Annotated in this window: 13 protein-coding genes and 5 pseudogenes; 9 read left to right on the forward strand and 9 right to left on the reverse strand. The window is 72.6% G+C overall.

Annotated features, from left to right (window positions below; all coding sequences use genetic code 11):
• Nucleotides 1-164: 164 nt before the first annotated feature.
• A complete protein-coding gene (locus OOK34_RS28695) occupies nt 165-4466 on the reverse strand; it encodes an ATP-binding protein (RefSeq protein ID WP_267037067.1) in 4302 nt (1433 codons plus the stop codon).
• A 259-nt stretch (nt 4467-4725) separates the two neighbouring features.
• Here OOK34_RS28695 and OOK34_RS28700 point away from each other — a divergent pair, with 259 nt between their 5' ends.
• A complete protein-coding gene (locus OOK34_RS28700; RefSeq protein ID WP_267037068.1) occupies nt 4726-4932 on the forward strand; it encodes a hypothetical protein in 207 nt (68 codons plus the stop codon).
• A gap of 107 nt (nt 4933-5039) precedes the next feature.
• Here the strand turns inward: OOK34_RS28700 and OOK34_RS28705 are convergent, their stop codons facing one another.
• Nucleotides 5040-5369, reverse strand: a complete 330-nt coding sequence (locus OOK34_RS28705; protein ID WP_267037069.1) for a hypothetical protein — start codon at nt 5367-5369, stop codon at nt 5040-5042.
• 208 nt (nt 5370-5577) lie between these two features.
• Entirely contained in the window at nt 5578-6138 is a 561-nt protein-coding gene (locus tag OOK34_RS28710) for a TetR/AcrR family transcriptional regulator (protein WP_267037070.1), read from the reverse strand.
• Between the two features lie 64 nt (nt 6139-6202).
• Between OOK34_RS28710 and OOK34_RS28715 the strand changes: the two genes are divergently transcribed.
• The 3 genes and pseudogenes from OOK34_RS28715 to OOK34_RS28725 all read left to right on the forward strand — a co-directional run bounded on the left by OOK34_RS28715 (nt 6203) and on the right by OOK34_RS28725 (nt 7428).
• Complete coding sequence (locus tag OOK34_RS28715; RefSeq protein WP_267037071.1) at nt 6203-6670, forward strand: DUF6463 family protein; 468 nt, start codon at nt 6203-6205, stop codon at nt 6668-6670.
• Nucleotides 6671-6835: 165 nt separating this feature from the next.
• Nucleotides 6836-7045: pseudogene (locus OOK34_RS28720) on the forward strand (IS1380 family transposase); the annotation flags it as partial.
• Nucleotides 7046-7197: 152 nt separating this feature from the next.
• Nucleotides 7198-7428 carry an e9imm peptide gene (locus OOK34_RS28725; protein WP_267037072.1) on the forward strand — a complete coding sequence of 77 codons (231 nt, stop codon included), beginning with the start codon at nt 7198-7200 and terminating at the stop codon, nt 7426-7428.
• Nucleotides 7429-7435: 7 nt separating this feature from the next.
• Here the strand turns inward: OOK34_RS28725 and OOK34_RS28730 are convergent.
• Nucleotides 7436-8381, reverse strand: a pseudogene (locus tag OOK34_RS28730) (IS5 family transposase).
• A gap of 112 nt (nt 8382-8493) precedes the next feature.
• A complete protein-coding gene (locus tag OOK34_RS28735) occupies nt 8494-9597 on the reverse strand; it encodes a dienelactone hydrolase family protein (protein ID WP_267037073.1) in 1104 nt (367 codons plus the stop codon).
• A gap of 257 nt (nt 9598-9854) precedes the next feature.
• Between OOK34_RS28735 and OOK34_RS28740 the strand changes: the two genes are divergently transcribed.
• Nucleotides 9855-10670, forward strand: coding sequence for a histidine kinase dimerization/phosphoacceptor domain-containing protein (locus OOK34_RS28740; protein WP_267037074.1), 816 nt, complete (start codon nt 9855-9857; stop codon nt 10668-10670).
• Between the two features lie 150 nt (nt 10671-10820).
• Nucleotides 10821-11690, forward strand: a complete 870-nt coding sequence (locus tag OOK34_RS28745; protein ID WP_267037075.1) for a hypothetical protein — start codon at nt 10821-10823, stop codon at nt 11688-11690.
• Nucleotides 11691-11777: 87 nt separating this feature from the next.
• Here OOK34_RS28745 and OOK34_RS28750 read toward each other — a convergent pair whose 3' ends face one another.
• The 3 genes and pseudogenes from OOK34_RS28750 to OOK34_RS28760 form a co-directional block, all read right to left on the reverse strand.
• Complete coding sequence (locus tag OOK34_RS28750) at nt 11778-12365, reverse strand: tyrosine-type recombinase/integrase (RefSeq protein ID WP_267037076.1); 588 nt, start codon at nt 12363-12365, stop codon at nt 11778-11780.
• Between the two features lie 233 nt (nt 12366-12598).
• A complete protein-coding gene (locus tag OOK34_RS28755; RefSeq protein WP_267037077.1) occupies nt 12599-14170 on the reverse strand; it encodes a hypothetical protein in 1572 nt (523 codons plus the stop codon).
• 141 nt (nt 14171-14311) lie between these two features.
• Nucleotides 14312-14449, reverse strand: a pseudogene (locus OOK34_RS28760) (metallophosphoesterase); the annotation flags it as partial.
• A 4-nt stretch (nt 14450-14453) separates the two neighbouring features.
• Here OOK34_RS28760 and OOK34_RS35425 point away from each other — a divergent pair.
• Nucleotides 14454-14917, forward strand: a pseudogene (locus OOK34_RS35425) (hypothetical protein); the annotation flags it as partial.
• Nucleotides 14918-14932: 15 nt separating this feature from the next.
• Here the strand turns inward: OOK34_RS35425 and OOK34_RS35430 are convergent.
• A pseudogene (locus OOK34_RS35430) lies at nt 14933-15111 on the reverse strand (transposase); the annotation flags it as partial.
• A gap of 32 nt (nt 15112-15143) precedes the next feature.
• Between OOK34_RS35430 and OOK34_RS28765 the strand changes: the two are divergent.
• Together OOK34_RS28765 and OOK34_RS28770 are read left to right on the forward strand one after the other, a co-directional pair.
• Nucleotides 15144-15581, forward strand: coding sequence for a glutaredoxin domain-containing protein (locus OOK34_RS28765; RefSeq protein WP_267037078.1), 438 nt, complete (start codon nt 15144-15146; stop codon nt 15579-15581).
• Nucleotides 15582-16017: 436 nt separating this feature from the next.
• Nucleotides 16018-16521, forward strand: a complete 504-nt coding sequence (locus tag OOK34_RS28770) for a hypothetical protein (protein ID WP_267037079.1) — start codon at nt 16018-16020, stop codon at nt 16519-16521.
• Nucleotides 16522-16569: the final 48 nt, after the last annotated feature.

The following is a 16569-nucleotide window of genomic DNA, read 5'->3' on the forward strand; positions in this document are numbered from 1 at the left end:
TAGCGACGCCGCTTCTTCGTGCCCGCACGCCCTAGCCGCGCCGACCGACCGAACGAGCTGCCACATCGGTGCGCCGTACCCGCGGCCAGCCGTCGTCGAGCTTGGCCACCCTCAGCGCCCCCAGCCTTGACGGCGCAAGGGCAGCCGCCAGCTCGGGCTCGCCCTCAGGCGCCCGCCGGTTGCAGGACGGCCGGCCACAGGCGCTCCTCCAGCGGGGTTCTGCGGTGGCGCACCGCCGCGTCGCGGAGGCCGGCCATCGCCGCGTCCCGGTACGGGCTGGCTGCCAGTTCGCGGGCGGCGTCGGCCCGTACATCCTCCTCGCGGCGGCGGGCGGCGGCCGTGTCGAGGGCCTTCTGCAGCAGCGCCTGCGGGCCGTCGGCGAGGCCCCCGATCAGCCGCAGCCAGTCTTCGCGGTCCGCGGTCGAGGCCATCCGGGTCAGCGGCTTCTGCCACTTCCACCCCAGGCGGGTGACGTGGTGGGGGTCGGTCAGGCCCGATCCCGCCGTCCGACGGGCCACCTCGATCGCCACCCCGACCGCCTGGCCGGGGTCGATCGCGCAGAGGCGCTCGGCAAGGAACCCGGCCCCCGAGTCGTGGATCGCCGCCGTGTCGCAGGAGAGCCGGACCTGTCCGGCCACGGTGTCGACCGCCGCGGCGACGGCCTCCCGCGTGGCCAGCGGCGCGAAACGGCACCGCAGGAACGAGCGGAGGAGAGCGACCTCCCCGGTCGAGGCATCCGGGACGACCGCGAAGGCCAGGGCCGCGTCCAGCTCCTCCCAGCCGGGCTCGCCGCTGACGGCCGCGACCGAGGAGACGTCGTGGCCGTTCCAGTGCCGCAGGACGTGGCATGCGGTGGGCCACTGCCGGTTGCGTACCTTCGCCACCAGCCGGGCCTGCGCGGTGAGCGACGGCCGGTCGGCGGCGCCCATGCGGACCACATCGCCCCACAGGCGCAGCGCCGCCAGCTTGGCGTCCGTGTCCGGGCACGGGCCGACGTCCCACAGGCCGGCGCACCACTCGGCCAGTTCGGGCCCGAAGCGGTCGAACAACGCGCGTGCGGGGGCGGCGGCCGGACCGGGCTGCTCCACCGTGCTCTTGGCCAGGGCGGCCAGCCACGGGACGTCGGCCGTCGGCACCCGCCGGCGCAGTGCCTCCAGGAGCAGCCGATGGGCCTGGGCGGCGTGATCGGTGAGGGCTGCCTGGATCACCCCGCTCATGGTGTCGCGGAACTTGGACCCGTGGTACGGCTTCCCGCCCCGGAACTCCGGCCATGCGTTGCGGCCTTGGGCCAGCTGGTCGTGCCGTAGCCCCTCGAGGGTCCGCCAGCGTTCCAGTGCGGTGAGCGCTCGGGTGTGGCCGGATGCGGCCAGGGGGACGAGGAGTTTGGTGGCGCCGTCGAGGGCCAGGAAGGTGTCGTCGATCCTGTTGTCCCCCCACCGGCCCCCTTCCGACGGCCAGCGCACGATGTCGGCCAGCCGGGCCGGCGGCAGCTTGCCCAGGCCGTTGACCGCGAACCGCAGGGCCGGGGATCCGCTGCGGCGCCCCCGGTTGGCGCGCGGGTCGAAGACGTCGAGCCGGTCGGCGCACCAGGCGGCGGCCGCACGCGTCCCGGGGTCCCCGGCGGGCTCGCGGAGCAGGGGCGGCAGCAGGAAGGCCGCGACCTGGTCGACCGTGTCCCGGCCCCGGCACAGTGCGACGGTCTCCTCCAGGAGTTCGGGCACACCCTCGGTGGCCTCGCGCAGCCGCGTGCCGACCTGCCCGAGTACCGCCCTCAGCCGTGCCTTCGGGACGTCGAACGGGTTCTTCCCCTCGGCGGCCAGGGCACGGATCACGTCCTCCAGAGACCTGAGCGACCTAAGCGACTCGAGCGACCCGAGCGACCCGAGCGACCTGTCCGGCGTGGAGAGCGCGGCGGCGAACCAGTAGGCGTCCAGCGCCGCCTGGGCCTGCCGCCACTCCTCCCCCGGCGTACGGGCCCCCCAGGCTCCGCCCCCGCTCCCCTCCTGCTCGTCGCCGCCTTCGGCCGCGAGGGCCTTGTCGGTTCCGAGCCGCTGGGCGATCCGGGCCGCGACCGGGAAGAGCGCGTCCCACTCCGGATCCCCGGCGCGCCGGTGGATGACGGCCACGCACTGCAGGGCCTGGGGGCGCGAGCGGTGGCGCTCGGCCAGCGCGAGCAACTCCCGCATGCGCTCGGCCGTCCACTCGCTCCGGTGGTCGGCCAGGGCGTCGATCAGCCGCACCGCCTGGTTGCCGTGGCTGCCGGCGCTGTTCGAGTTCAGGTTGACCAGCCACGACCACAGGCAGTCCTCGCCACCGCAGCCGGTCGGCGCGGCGTCCTCAGGGTCCGGCGCGCGCCTCAGGCAGCGCGCCGGGGCGGCGCACAGCTCGCGCAGCAGTGTCCAGACGGCGTCCGCGGTCCTGCCGTCGAGCCGCCCGAACCTGCACAGCAGGTCAAGTACGCGCGACTGCATCCGGGAACTGTGCTTGAGGACGACCCCCAGGTCCTCGGCCACCCGCACGGGATCCGTGTGCTCGCGGGTCGGCAGCAGGGCCAGCACCTCGCGCACCATCGCCGGTGAGGCCGTCTCCCGCAGGTACCGGTGGAAGACCTCGCGGATATCGCCGTACAGGTCGTCCGGGAGCAGCGCGCATGCCCGTACGGCGATCACCTGGAGGTCGACGTCCTCGCTCCCGAGGAGTTCCGACAGCAGCTCCGCCGCGTCGTCCTTTACGCGGCCCTTCGCGCGCATGCCCTGCACCAGGGCCTGTTCGGCGACCACCGCCCGCAGGTAGTCGTCCGGATTCTGCGCCAGATGCCGGCCCAGAGCCCGGTAGTACGACTGCTTCTTCTCCGCGGCGAGCCGCACCAGGCAGCGGCCGGCGGCGTACTCGAAGAGCGTCTGGTGGAAGAAGTGGACGCTCGAGCGGCGGCCGGACGTCCCCGCGACCACGCTGCGCCGGTCGAGCTGTGCCAGCTGCTCCAGCGGATCGCCGTCGCCGGCCTCGGGGTTCGCCCCGGGCATACGGCCGGCCGCGTCCGCGACGGGCAGGGCCACCGTTCCGTCGTGCAGCATGAGGCGGGCCAGCGACTGGGCCGGCCAGGACAGATCCGGCGACTGGGCCGCGGCGTGGCCGGCCGATCCGTGGCGGGCGTCCTCGCGGACCCGCCGCTCCCAGTAGCGCTCGTACAGCCCTGCGGCGTCGATCTCGGCGGTCGGCGACTGCGGTGCGTACACCTCGAAGAGCATGCGCAGCGTCAGCGGCCTGGCGACCACCTCACGGACGGGCAGCCCGCGGACCGCGGCCTCCAACAGCGCCGCCACCGCCTCCGCCCGGGCGGCAGGACTGCTCGCGGGCAGGTAGTGCAGGCAGTACGTGGACAGCGCGCCCTCGAGCTCCTCACCGCCCTGGAAGTCGCCGACGTGGAAGACGACGTCGGACGGCGTCGCCTCCAGCACGTCGTGGAGGGCGGCGCTGTCGCGGGTGCGGCAGGTCAGGACGAGCGGTACGCCCCGCTCCTGGCAGACGGCGACCGCCCGGCGCAGCATGCCGCGCCCGTCCCTGGCGTGCAGGAGCAGGTCCGCCGTGTCGAGCAGCGCGACCCAGCCGGGCTTCAGGCTCAACTCGAAGGACTCCAGCAGCTGTTCGCCCTCCCCGGGGGCGAGCAGCTGCTCGGCCCGTAGTAGGACCGGCCGGAACGCGGCGCCCGCGCGGATCTCGTCCGAGGGCGCGTCGGTCCGCGTCTCCTGGAGCGGGGCCGCCGCCCTGCGGCCCTCGAGGAGTTCCGCCAGGTACCACAGCAGACTCGACTTGCCGGTGCCCGCTTCGCCCAGGACCACCTGGACCGGCTGGCCGGGGCTGCCGGCCAGGACCTGCTGCTGCAGGACGCGCGCCAGGCGCTCCTCGGTGCCCCGCCGCACGTACACGTCCCGCAACGACACCGGCGGGGCGCCCGCGGAGCCTTGGTCCAGGAGCAGCATGTCCTGACGGGCCCGTTCGCTGATCTCGTCGACCAGCTTCCTGTGCCCGCTGCCGCCGTCGCCGGCCCGCCGGGCGGCGAACAGCCACAGTCGCCCCGCGGCCTGCTCCAGCCCGCGGCGCAGACCGGAGGGCAGGACGTGGTCCGGCTCGCCCAGGCGCGCCAGTGCCTCCACCACCCGCTGCCGGTCTTCCGTGATGGGCCTGTTCAGCGTGATGTCGGCCCGCAGCTGCCGGAACGTCTGCCAGTGGAACGTCGCGTACCGGTCGGGCGCCGTACTCACCCCGGCCCGCCGGTCCCGCTCCATCTGCCGGGCGATCTGGGTGTGGACGTACCGCCACAGGCGGGAGTCCGGCCGCTCGCGCTGCTCCCCGCTGCGGGGCAGGGGCCGTCCGTCCACCTCCCGGGCCGCGAGGTCGTACAGCCGGCACAGGGCCCGGTGCAGGTACTCGCGCACTTGCTGTCCGACACGTTCCTCGGCGGCCATCGGCCCCTCCCCACTGACGGATCGACAGGCCGCTCAGCGTAGGGGACGCCGCCGGTCCGGCTCCCCACCCGCGGCGAACGAGACCCCGCGGGAGTTCTGCACCAACCGGCTCCGACCTGCGGTTCCACATCCCCCGGACTGAATTCTCCACGGGAGTTCGGGGCCCGCCCCACACCGGGCGACATTGGCTGCGCACGCCGGCCACCCGGGGTGCGGGCCCGCACCTCACCCGACTCGAGAAGCGGTGAGGTCACCACACATGCACCATGTCCGTTCCTTCATCCACCACGCCCTGCGGAGCGCCGCCGACCTCCTCTCCTGGCACCCGAGCCCCGAGGCGCACTTCCTGGGACAGGTCCTCGGCGACCTGGCCGCCAACGAAGCCGTACGCCTCTGGGTACGCATCACCGCCCGGGTGTACTGGACGCGGTTCACAGCTCGGCTGCACCGCCGCGGCAACCGCTAGCAGCTCGCTGTCCGTCCCGTCCGCCGGTGGCTCCGCAGGGGCCGTCGGCGGACGTCGGCTGTCGCAGCACGCAGGACCTCGTCCGCAGCTGACGTCGGACCTGGAGATCAGTGGCTCGCCCCTGAGCCGGCGCCGACGTCGCGCAGGACATCCCTCGGGTGGCGGCCTGGTGGGAGCAGAAGCACGTTGTCGACTACCAGCACCTGTGACACCAGATGTCCGTTGGGGCCGTCGGCACGCACGAGCCGCAGCCCCCGCCGCTCAGCGAAGACGTAGAGCTCGGCGGCGGCCTGGATCCGTTCGTACTCCGACGACGAGATGGTGACGAGGCCGCGCCCGTCCTCGATGTCCGTGGAAACCACGGGAGGCGCAGACACCTCCTGAGCGCTCCCTTCCTCCATGTGCCTGGAGCCTGTGGTGCCGATCTCGCGCGTCATGTGAGGTCCCTCCGTGGGGAAACGATGCGACCGGGAAGCAACAACCAACACAGCCGGTGTCGGCCCGGAACACGTCATACGCGGCTCTGCGGTTCACGGCAGAGCCGAACACCACCCGTGAGGGGGACCGGGGCAAGCCGCGCTGCGGGGGCCGGCGGGGTGCCGGTCCGCTCTCCGCCCAGCCGTTCAGGCGTCCCGCGCACCCTCATCAGTGATCGTCATGCGTCCACTCTCCGCGGGCGGCCGCCACGGCCACCGTGGCGATACGGGGTGCGAGGGCCGGAGTTGGCGGCTGGGCCAGGAGGAACGCCCAGGCGAAGGCGGTGCCGAGCACCGCGGCGTGGACCAGTGCGGGGTCCGCCCGCACTGCCAGTTCGCCCCGCTCGAAGGCCCGTTCCAGCAGGTTCGCCACCTGTACGCGCTCTCCGGCGATGAAGGTCTCCTGGAAGCGCGCGGCGATCTCGGGCTGCTGCTTCAGGTCCGCGAGCAGGCCGGGGGTCGCGGCGGCGACCACTGGGTCGGAGAAGATCCCCAGGATCAGGTTCGCGAGCGCGGTGAGGTCCCCGAGCAGCGATCCGGTGTCCGGCAGCGGCTGAGGTTCCCGCCCGTGCACGAGCGCGGAGAAGACCAGTTCGCCGCGCGAGGCGTGGCGGCGGTAAATGGCCGCCTTGCCCACGCGCGCCTTGGCGGCCACGGCGTCCATGGTCAGCGCGGCGTATCCCACCTCCGGCACCAACTCGCGTACGGCGTCACGGATCGCGTCGTCCACGCGGCTGTCCCGCGGCCTGCCAGGGGGTTGCTTAGAAGGCTCCACAGGGCCATTATACGGAACTATGAGTATCGGAACTCGCAGTACCGTAACTACTCCTGCCGTCGACGCGACCACCGCCGGCGCCGCCCGCAACCGCACCCGCACCCTGACCATCTGGGCGGGGCGCAGCACCGTGCTCATCGGCATCGGCCACATCGCCGTTTTCACCGTCCAGACCTGGTCGAGCTGGGGCGACTGGGTGACCGGCCGACTGCACGGCGTCGCCGCCATCGAGGACCCCGTCAACGCCGACTCGCTCCGCCTGTTCTGGTCCCTGCCCGGCAGCTTCGCCGTACCGCTGATCCTGCTCGGCCTGCTGATCATCCAGATGGCCCGCACCGGCCAGGAGATCCCGCGCTACCTGGCCTGGTCCCTGGCAGCATGGGTCCTCCTCTGCGGCTGGATCCTCGAACCCTCCGGCTTCCCCCTCGGCCTCGTCCCGATCACACTCCTCCTCCTCGCACACCGTGCGCGCCCGTCAAAGGCCTAGCCTCGGGCTTTCTGCTGTCCGACAGGTGACCAGGTAAGCGACAGTGCCTCTGACCGGCATGAATGAGGATTGTCGAGGCCCTCGTTCCTGTCCCGTCGGAGGCACTTCTCAGGTCAGGACCGTGCGATTTCGGGGCACGGGCGCCGTGGCACAAGCCGTGGGGGGGTGCGTGATCCGGGGGAGATCCCGCTGGACGTCACGCTCGCGACGGCGTTGGGCGGGGACTGCCTCGCCGATGCCGCCGTCCTGCCGACCGAACCGCAGCTGTTCGCTCCGGCGGCCTCCGATCCGACCGCCTCCCGGCTGGTTGACGCACTGGCGAGGGCCGGCCCGAAGGGCCTGTCCGCGATCCGCGGCGCCCGCGCTGAAGTGCGGCAAGGCGGCCGTGTCGGCTACTCCGCCCCGGGTAGGAGCCCGGTGCGGGGTGCGGTCCTGGCCTCATGGCTGCGACGGGGGCCGCATCCCGCACGGCTAGCAGCTGTCCGGCCGGTCATGTGACTGTCTAGGCTGGTCCTCTTCTGGAAGGGGTGGCTTTGACGGAGGTGGCTCGTGAAGCGGCCATTGCGTTGGTGCAGAAGATCATGGACGCGGACCACGTTGACGATGCCGAGATGTGCGGTGTGATGGAAGCGTTGGGCAAGGCCCTTGGCTGTCCGAGCGGCTACGTAAGCGACTCGATCTTTTGGCCCAAGGGACGGGAGCTGACAGCTCCCGAGGTCGTCGATCAGGCTCAGGAGTACCGGCCCTTCGCCTTGTGAGAGGGCCTCAAGCCCGTAGCCAGATGACCAGGGCGGCCGCGGTCACAGTGCCGAGGAAGACATATCCGCGCTTGTCGTAACGGGTCGCGACGGCGCGGGAGTTCTTCAGCTTGTTGATGGCCCTCTCGACGGTGTTGCGTTTCTTCTACCGCTCCTCGTCGAACCCCGGTGGCCGTCCGCCTCGCGATCCCTTGCGCAGGCGGGCGGGCCTGGCTGTCGGCCTTCTCCGGGATCGTGTGCCGGATGCCGCACCGCCGCAGAAACTGACGGCAAGGACCGTTGCTGTAGGCCTTGTCGGCCGCGACACTGTCAGGCTTCTTGCGGGCCTGCCCAGCCCAAGTCTGGGGACCCGGATCTTCTCGAGCACCGGCACGAACTGGGTGCAGTCGGCCCGCTGCCCCGGCGTGACGATCAGGGACAGCGGGCGACAGAAGCCGTCCGCACTCAGGTGGATCTTGCTGGTGAAGCCGCCGCGCGAGCGGCCCAGGCTCTCGCCTCCCGCACCACCTCCGCCAGCCGGCCGACGAGGCTCTGCCACGGGCTTTCGTCCCGGTGTTCCAGCGTCTCGTCCCCCTTTGAGCCGGCAAGGGCCGGCGGCGGGTCGGTGCGGGCGCCGGCCGCGTGCTGGTGGGCGCGCACGATGGTGGGGAGTCCACCGAGATGTCCCAGTCGATGTCGTCGGCCGCGTCGGCCGCGGCCTGGACCTGCTGCAGCAGACGTTCCCAGGTGCCGTCGGCCGACCACAACCGATGGCGCTCATAGACCGTCTTCCACGGCCCGAATCTCTCAGGCAGATCGCGCCAGTGCACCCCGGTCCGGACCCGGTGCAGAATCCCGTCGATCACCCTCCGGTGATCACGTCACCGCCCGCACCGACCGTTACTCACCGGCAGGAACGGCCGCAACCGTTCCCACTCCGCGTCCGACAGATCACCGTGTTCTCCCCGCCCCATACCGGGAAGGACGAGCAGATCAAACGACGGTTACATGATCGGCCGGACAGCTCCGGGGCTCGGGGAACTGCGAGGCCGACCGGTGGATGGCCGAACACGCGCGTAAGGCCGATCACGGGGTTGGCGTCCCGGTTCTCCGAGCCCCCGATGATGAGACCGTGCCGTAGGCCCGGAGGGTGTCGGCCGGGTCGCCGGGGCGGCCTCGCAGGGTGGCGTCCAGAAAGGCGAGGGTGGCCGCGGCGACGACGCGCGGGCTCTCGGTGCGGCCCAGGGTGCCCACGATCGAGGGCACCGGCGGCAGGTAGAGCGGGCCGTCCATGAAGGTGAGGTGCCCGGCGCCGGGGACGGTGAGCCGGTAGCTCGTCGCGGTGCTGTGCTCGAGGGCCTCGCTGAGCCGGGGCAGGTAGCGCGGGTCGGTGCCGGCGGTGATCTCCTGGGTGAGCGCGAGCGCCGGCTGCTCGAGGGCGGGCGCGGTGGGGCCGTGGGGGTAGCCGTCCAGGTCGACGACGGCGTCGAACCGGCGGTCCTGCCGGGCCGCCTGCAGGGCGGCGGCTCCGCCCAGGGAGTGGCCGGCTACCGCGGCGCGGCCGGTGTCCAGGCGTCCGGTCAGCGGGTCGGCGGTCTCGCCCCGGTCCAGCCGTTCCAGCTGGGTGAGGACGAAGCCGAGGTCGACGGCCCGGACGGCGGTCCAGCCCGCCGCCAGCTCCTCGTCCCGGTCCCGGTCCCCGCTGGAGGCGGTGGTGGCGCGGATCGTGCGGCCGTCGGCGAGGACGACGACGGTGGAGTCGTACAGATGGTCGAGGGCGGCGACCAGGTAGCCGTGACTGGCCAGCTCCTCCGCCCAGGCGGTGTTCTGGGACCGCACCCCGCCCGACTCTGGGGAGAAGAGGACGACCGGGAACCGCTCTCCCCCGCCGGCCACCGGGGCGTCGACGACCGCGCGGCTGCGGGCCCTTCGGCCGGCACCGCGCCGCAGCAGGGGCGGGAGGGCGAACGCCGAGGCGACGGCGGCGCCGGCCAGGACCGGCAGCATCTGCCAGCGGATCCCCACGATGCCCAGCACGATCGCCGACGGTACGAGCACCGCCCCCGCCCCGATCGTGACGGGCCGGCGGGCGGCCGGGGGGAGCCAGCGCGCCGCCGCCAGCGCGAGGGCACCCAGCAGGACGAGGACTTCCGGAAGGGACAGGAACAGCCCCGGGATGGTTTCGGTCACCCGGCCATGCTCGGCGCCGGGCCCGCGCCGCATCGGCCCCGGGTCGCCGCCGACTGCGACCGGAGTGGCAACCGGGCACCCCGGACCGGCGGCCGGCCTGCGACCGCGGGAGGTGGCGGGTCTCCTCCTGTGGTCGTACCCGGCACATTGCGCTCCGACGCCGGGCTCATGTGCGGCGCGGACCCGCGGCCTAGGCTGCGGCTGTACGCGGTGGCGGCCCCGGCCGGGCCGCCACGACGACCGATCGGCGGAGAGGTGTGACGGTGCGCCACCGGGGCCGGGTACCGCCCCTGGTGTGGGACTCGCTACTGCCGGCGCTGCTCCTGCTCAACGTCGTGACCACGTACCCGGCCCGGGAGCTGCCGGTGGCGGCGGCGCTCACCGCCGCCCTGGCGCTGCCCCTGGTGTGGCGGCGCCGGGCCCCGCTCGCGGTGTTCGCCGCCGTGGTGGCCGCGGCCTTCGTCCAGTGGCTGGCGGACGTCCAACTGCCCGGGGACATCGCCCTGCTGGTGGCCCTGTACACGGCGGCCGCGCACACGGGCCGGCGCGGCACGCTGCTCGCCGCCGCCGTCGTGGAGGGCGGGGCCGTGCTGGCCTGCCTGCGCTGGGCACCGGACTGCGCGTTCCTGACCCCGTTCGTCGCGCTCTCCGCGACGGTGGTCGCCGCCGCCGTCCTCGGGGTGAACGTGCGGACCGGCCGGGCCTACCTCGCCGCCGTGCAGGAACGGGCCGAACGGCTGGCGCTGCACCAGGAGCAGCAGGCACGGCTGGCCGCCGCCGCCGAGCGGGCCCGGATCACCCGGGAGATGCACGACATCGTCACCCACAACCTGTCCGTCATGGTCGCGCTGACCGACGCCGCGGTCTACGCGCAGCACCGGTCGCCCGAGCGGGCCACCGCCGCGATGCTGCAGATCTCCGAGACGGGCCGGCAGGCCCTCACCGACATGCGGCGCTCGTTGGGCGTCCTGCGGTCCGACGAGCCGGACGCCGAGCGCCACCCGCTGCCCGGCCGGCCTGGAGGTCCGCGGCGGCCACGCCCATGTGCCGGCCACCGCTGGTCAGTTCTCTGAACTCTGGCGCGTGCACGGCTGGGGTCGGTTGCGCATAGGCGGTCGTGCCGCTTTGCGCCTTGCGCCAGCAGGGAGTGCGCCGCACGCAGGAAGGCGGCTCATCCTGTTGGGTTGGGCCCGCTGTCAGAGGGTGTTGGCAAGATCATCGCCATGAATGGCACACGTACCACCCCGCCGCGGCCGGTCGACATCGCCGCGGTCTTCCCCGCGCTGGCCTCGCTTGCCCGCCCAGCCGTCCGGTTGCACCCGCGTCCCGGCTCTCCCACGGTGCACGACAGCTCGATCGGCGGGCCCCTGCTGTGGCCCGCACAGGAACCCTGGCTGTACTGCCGTATCGAGCATGAAGGCCTCCACCCCCTGGTGCCCGTGGCCCAGTTGTACGCGCGGGACATACCCCTGCTGCGACCGCCCGGGCGGACCGACCTGCTGCAGGTTCTGTGGTGCCCTTCGGAGCACGCGCCGGACTCAAGCATTCCGATCGAATTGTCCTGGCGGACCGCCGCGGATGTCACCGACGTGCTGGCCGCGCCACCCGAGCCGTTCGACGCGGACGAGTACCTCTACGTGCCTGAGCCGTGCGTGCTCGCGCCGGAGCAGGTCACCGAGTACCCCGATTCCCTGGAACTCCCCGCGGAGTTGAAGCAGCAGATCACGGACCCCGTGCCCTGGCGGGCGGCGGGCATCGTGGTCGACAATGCCGACCCGCAGGAGCTCTATGACAACGCGCTGTCCCACGCCCCCGGCTGGAAGATCGGTGGCTGGGCCCCCTGGGGACTCACCGACCCCGTGCCGCGGTTCTGTGTGGCCTGTGGTACCGCGATGACGCCGCTGCTGACCATCGCCTCGTCCGAATGGCACCGCAACAGCACGAGTTGGATCCCGTACGAGGACCGGGTCCCCGGCGCATCCGACGACAGTTGGTCCAATCCGCCCGAGATCACGGTGCTGGACGCCAATCACCTCCAGCTCTACGCCTGCCCGGCGAGTGGAGGCCACCCGCACACCGACCTGGTCCAGTGAGGGGCTGCCGCTTCTTCCCCACCCGCCGCCTGATCACCCTTGCCGGTCCGCTCTCGGCGTTGGCAGACCGAGCAGGACAGGCCCGCCCTATGCCGCCGCACCGATCTGGCCGATCTTGGATTCGGCGCCGGCGAGGCTGACCCTGAGCCCCTCGATCTCGCCGAGCCAGCCCTCCCGCTCAGCCTCGGCGATCCGGTCGAGCAGGTTGTCGCGGATCTCCACCAGCCGGCCGCGCTGAGCGGGATCGGGGCGTAGGAGTGAGCAGCGGACGCAGGCGTGCTCGTGGATACAGGCCGTGCCGTAGGCGCGGGCGCAGGTGCCCACGGAGAGCTTGCGGCGTTCGAAGTGGCCGAGGAAGTCCTCCCACTCGGCGTCGGTCGGGGTGCGGTACTCCTGGGCCGGGCGCAGGGTACGGCGGCTGGCGATGAAGGCCCGGTGGGCCTCGATGGTCTCGGTGGGGTAGACGGCGTTGTAGCCCATGGTGGTGTTGATGTCGGCGTGGCCGGCGATCACCTGGGCGATGTGGGGTGGCAGGCCGGTGCGGCTGGCGTCGGTGATGAACATCCGGCGGAAGTCCTGCGGCGTGAAGACCAATGGGCGGCCGGTGGCATCGGTCAGCCGCATGAAGGCGACGGTCTCTTTGAGGATCTCCCGGATGGTCTGGGAGTGGATCACGGCGGGTTCTCCGCCGCGGTTGTACTGGAAGAGCAAGGGCGCGGGCGGGTCCCACTGGCGCTCTTCGCTGTCGTAGCTAGTGACCAGGGGGATGAGGCCGGTCCTCCCGCACCGCACCGCCGCACCGCCGCACCGCGGTGGCGAGGCGACGGGATCCGGGGGATGAAGTGACCTCCAGGCAGGCGAAGTGCCCCACGAGCGGGGGCTCCCCCTCCGGTGTGGGCGGGGCCGTCTCACCGGGGTGTGCCACCGGTGCGCGGCACCTCCGGCACGGGGCGCCTAAGCCGTCCGGAGCCGCCGAAACCCCGCCGGGACCGAGAGAGGTAGGCGCGGTAGCCGGGTACGCCCGGGACGTCCGGCAGCCGGTGGGAACGCCAGCCCCGGGCCCACGACGGGGGCTGGTTCCCCTGGACGAGGACGGCCACCGGACGGGTACGGGCGAGTGCCACGAGTTCCTCCGCGGTGATGCTGCCGTCGTGGCCGCCGTGGACCTGGCGGGACGCGCACCCGGTGTGGAAGGCCACCCGGACGCCCTCGCTGCCGCTGATCACGCACGGCGGCCGAAGGCCCTGGCGGCGCAGTTCGGCGGCGACCGCCGTGAACGCCTTCCGGCTGGCCCGGCTGCGCTCCGCCGCGGCCGCGGTGATCGCGAGTTGCACGGCCAGGTGGAGGCCGGCCAGGGCGAGGCAGAGGGCGGTGAGGGCACGTGCGCCACCTGAGCCACGCGACCGCGCCCGGCCTGCCGTGATGAGCCGGGCCAGGAGGACCGAGACGGGGAGGGAGAGCAGCCCGTAGGCGGGGAGCAGGAAGCGGGGGGCCGCGTAACCGATGAGCAGGAGGTAGGGCGCCGCGAGGGACAGCCCGACGACCGTGGGTACGAGAATCACGCGCCGCCAGCCCTCCCGGTGGGCGACGATCAGGCCGCCGACGATCAGCGGCGGCAGGGCGAGCCACCACAGGCCGGTGACCGGCCGGGACCACGGTCCTTCACACGGGCGGCACAGGGTACGGCCGTCCAGGGCACGCAACTGGTCGGCGAAGGCGGGGTTCCAGCCGAGGCCGCCCTGGATCTCGCTCGCCCGGCGCAATCGGGCGAGGAGGCCGCCGTAGCGGAGCTCGGCCTCGACGACCCATTCGATGCCACCGAGTACGGCGCCGGCCGCGAGCGCCGCGAGCAGCGCGGGCCGCCGCCAGGCGGGTACGGCGACCACGGCGCACACCAGGGGCAGCACGAGCCATGAGGCGTCCATCGGCCGCATGAGCGCCGCGAGGGCCACGCCGGCGGTGAGGCCGACCGGCGCGAGACGGTCGGCCTGGTCGCGTGATGCCCTAAGGAAGCAGCCGACGGCGAGGAGCGCCCCGAACGCCACCCAGAGGTTCGGCATGGCCTGGGGGCCGTAGAGGAGGGTCACCCACAGTCCGGCGAACAGGCCGCCCGCGAGAGCGAGCACCGGCGCGGGCAGCAGCCTCCGCCACACCCACAGGCACAGCAGCAGCGCTGCCGACGACAGCAGCGCCAGGTACACGCGCAGCGCTGTCGGGGACGCGGTGAGCGCGGCAACCGGGGCGACGAGGTAGGTGATGCCCCGGGCCCGGGGGGCGCTGAAGAAAGCGGCGGGCGACTGGCGGGAGACCTGGCTCACGTACACGGTCTCGTCCCAGCCCAGCCCGGTGCCCGGCACGACCAGGAGCAGTTGCACGAGGGCGTACGCGGCGGCGACGGGCGCCAGCCAGGCCAGGTCCCCGCGGCGACCGCGCGGGCCGGCGGCGGCGGGCCGGGGCCGCGTACCCGGATGGTCCGCCATCGCGTGAGCTGGGTGACGCGCCATCGGTCGGCCTCGACAGGGGCAGGGGGCAGAGGGTGCTCCCACCCTGCCCCACGGGTCCCGGGGCCACCACCGCAGGCGTACGGTCGGCCGAACGGCATGCGGCCCTGCCCGGCCCGCTCACCTCCCCGGTGGAGCGGAGCCGCCCGGGGCGGGCGCGTATCCGCCCGCGGTGAGGTGGTAGACGGCGAAGGCCCGGTCGATGACGGGCATGGCGACGTTCCGGACCCTGATCCCGCCCGCCGTCATACCGTGCTCGGGCATCACCGGCGGCTACGCGGTCCAGGCCCACGGCCTCGTCGACCGCCGGAGCCAGGACCTCGACGTCGCCATCGAGAACCCCGCCCCCATGGCCGAGACCGTCGGCAATCTGGAGCACGGGCTGACCGCGCACGGCTGGCGGGTGGAGACCATCGACGTGGACGCCCTGTCCGCCCGCCTCGTGGTCACCGACCGGACACCGGGCAGGAGTGCGAGGTCGACGTGCTCAAGGAGCACTTCCGGACTCCCCCGACGCAGACCGAGTACGGCCCCGTCCTCGCCTTCGACTCCGTCATCGGCACCAAGGTCCGCGCCCTCACCGACCTCCGCGACCGTCTCGCCGGCGAGGACTGGGCCGACGACGAGGAGTTCGCCGCCTACGGCCTCACCGAAACCGAGACGGCCGGCCTACGTGCATGGGCCCTGAGTTGGGTGACCGACCTCGACCAGCGTCTGCACGACGACGCCCGAGCCTGCCCTTCAAGGCCTGAGTTGGCTCCGCTCGCTGACGCTCTCGGAATGTTTGACGGTTTTGCCCACGTCGTGGTGGGGCGCCCCTGCTGGTTCATCGAGCCGAGTGGCCGTCCCGGGCCAGGCCGTAAGGGGCAGATGAGATGCGGGCGGACGTTCCAGAACCCGCAGCGGACCCGGGCCGGGGTGAACATGCCGGGCATCGGTAGCCTGCGTCATCATGATGCGCGCTTGGATCTTGCCGATGCTGCTTGTGGTCTGTGGCTCAACCGTTGCGACCGGACTGGCCTTCAGGGGAAGCCCCGGCACAACCGTAGCACTCCTGCTGATGTTTGTGCTGCTCGCAGGCGTGAACTCGCCTCTGATCTTCCCGAGGTCGATCGGTGCGCTGGAAGCACAACGCCGCAGCGCGGTCGACGGCCGACCGGTCGTCTACTGGCGGTCGGGCTGCAAGTACTGCCTCCGACTGCGCATCCGGTTGGGCCGTAGCGCCCGCCAGTTGCATTGGGTCGACATCTGGCGTGACCCGGCTGGAGCGGCAGTGGTGAGGGCGGCCAACGACGGCAATGAGACCGTGCCGACTGTCTTCGTGGCGGGCCAGCCCAACGTCAACCCCGATCCGGAATGGGTGCGCGAACAGCTCGCCCGTTCCGCGTGATCGGGAGCGGTCCCGTTCCAGGTGAGCCCGTAGAGCAAGACTTGATGACGCCGTGAGCATGAACCGCACGCCGGATGCGGGGAATGGGATCCGCCGGGTCATCGCCCGGGGGCGGCCGCGTTCTCGCTGATCGGGTCCCAGAGCTGTTCGACTTCGACCCCACGCCGCGGCACCGGAGTTCGCGGGCAAGGAGTTCGGGCCGCCTGCTCCCTCCCGGACCAGGGGGAAGGAGCGTCGAATCGTTGGTGTCGTGTATCGGGACGCCGACCCACCTCGTAGAAGCACCGGGTCGTGCCGTCCACCTCTTCGCGCTATCGTCGGTTTTGAGGGACAGTCGCGACCGCTATGGCCTCCGTGTTGCAGGAGGGGCCGGTGCGGCACGGACTGTCCGTCCCGCCGTCGTCACCCGCTCTCCGGTGACGAAGGGAGCGACCCCATGAACGTCCACAGTCGGCGACGCACGCCGGCCCTCTTCTGCACGGCACTGATGATCACGGCCGGCCTGGCGGCAGCGCCCGGCGCAGCCGCGGCACAGGCAGCGGCCACGGCCCCGGAGCGACAGTGCACCATCCGTGACGGCTATCCGCCGGCCGCCCGTAACACCAGCATCGGCGGCACCCCCACGAAGTACAAGTACACCAACTCCCCGTACGTCGGCGGCCGGTACGACAGCTGCTCCCAGACCCTCAAGCTGTACTACGGCGGCTATGCCAGCCCTCGATGGGCCTACTACGAGGTTTCGTACACCTATCCGACAGGGCGCGAGTGGGACAGGTGGCAAGGGCGCATGGGAGAAAACCGCATCGTGACCTGGAACAGCCCCGAACGCGGCAGCTGGAACTTCAAGGTCCGCGCCTGCGCCCAGGCGATCGACGACGCCCAGGGGCGCAACTGCACCTCCTGGTCCCCACAGCTCTTCGTGTACACCGGCTCCGGCTGACAGGGTCGGGCCGCCCGGGCACCAGCCACGCATACCGAGCCTCTCCCC

Source organism: Streptomyces sp. NBC_00091, from assembly GCF_026343185.1.
In the GTDB taxonomy this organism is placed as follows: Bacteria; Actinomycetota; Actinomycetes; order Streptomycetales; family Streptomycetaceae; genus Streptomyces.

Excerpts from the sequence above, each read along its gene's own strand:
- OOK34_RS28695 (WP_267037067.1), bottom strand. The coding sequence starts at position 4,466 with ATGGCCGCCGAGGAACGTGTCGGACAGCAAGTGCGCGAGTACCTGCAC.
- OOK34_RS28700 (WP_267037068.1), top strand. The coding sequence starts at position 4,726 with ATGCACCATGTCCGTTCCTTCATCCACCACGCCCTGCGGAGCGCCGCC.
- OOK34_RS28705 (WP_267037069.1), bottom strand. The coding sequence starts at position 5,369 with ATGACGCGCGAGATCGGCACCACAGGCTCCAGGCACATGGAGGAAGGG.
- OOK34_RS28715 (WP_267037071.1), top strand. The coding sequence starts at position 6,203 with ATGAGTATCGGAACTCGCAGTACCGTAACTACTCCTGCCGTCGACGCG.
- OOK34_RS28745 (WP_267037075.1), top strand. The coding sequence starts at position 10,821 with ATGAATGGCACACGTACCACCCCGCCGCGGCCGGTCGACATCGCCGCG.
- OOK34_RS28755 (WP_267037077.1), bottom strand. The coding sequence starts at position 14,170 with ATGGCGGACCATCCGGGTACGCGGCCCCGGCCCGCCGCCGCCGGCCCG.
- OOK34_RS28765 (WP_267037078.1), top strand. The coding sequence starts at position 15,144 with ATGATGCGCGCTTGGATCTTGCCGATGCTGCTTGTGGTCTGTGGCTCA.
- OOK34_RS28770 (WP_267037079.1), top strand. The coding sequence starts at position 16,018 with ATGAACGTCCACAGTCGGCGACGCACGCCGGCCCTCTTCTGCACGGCA.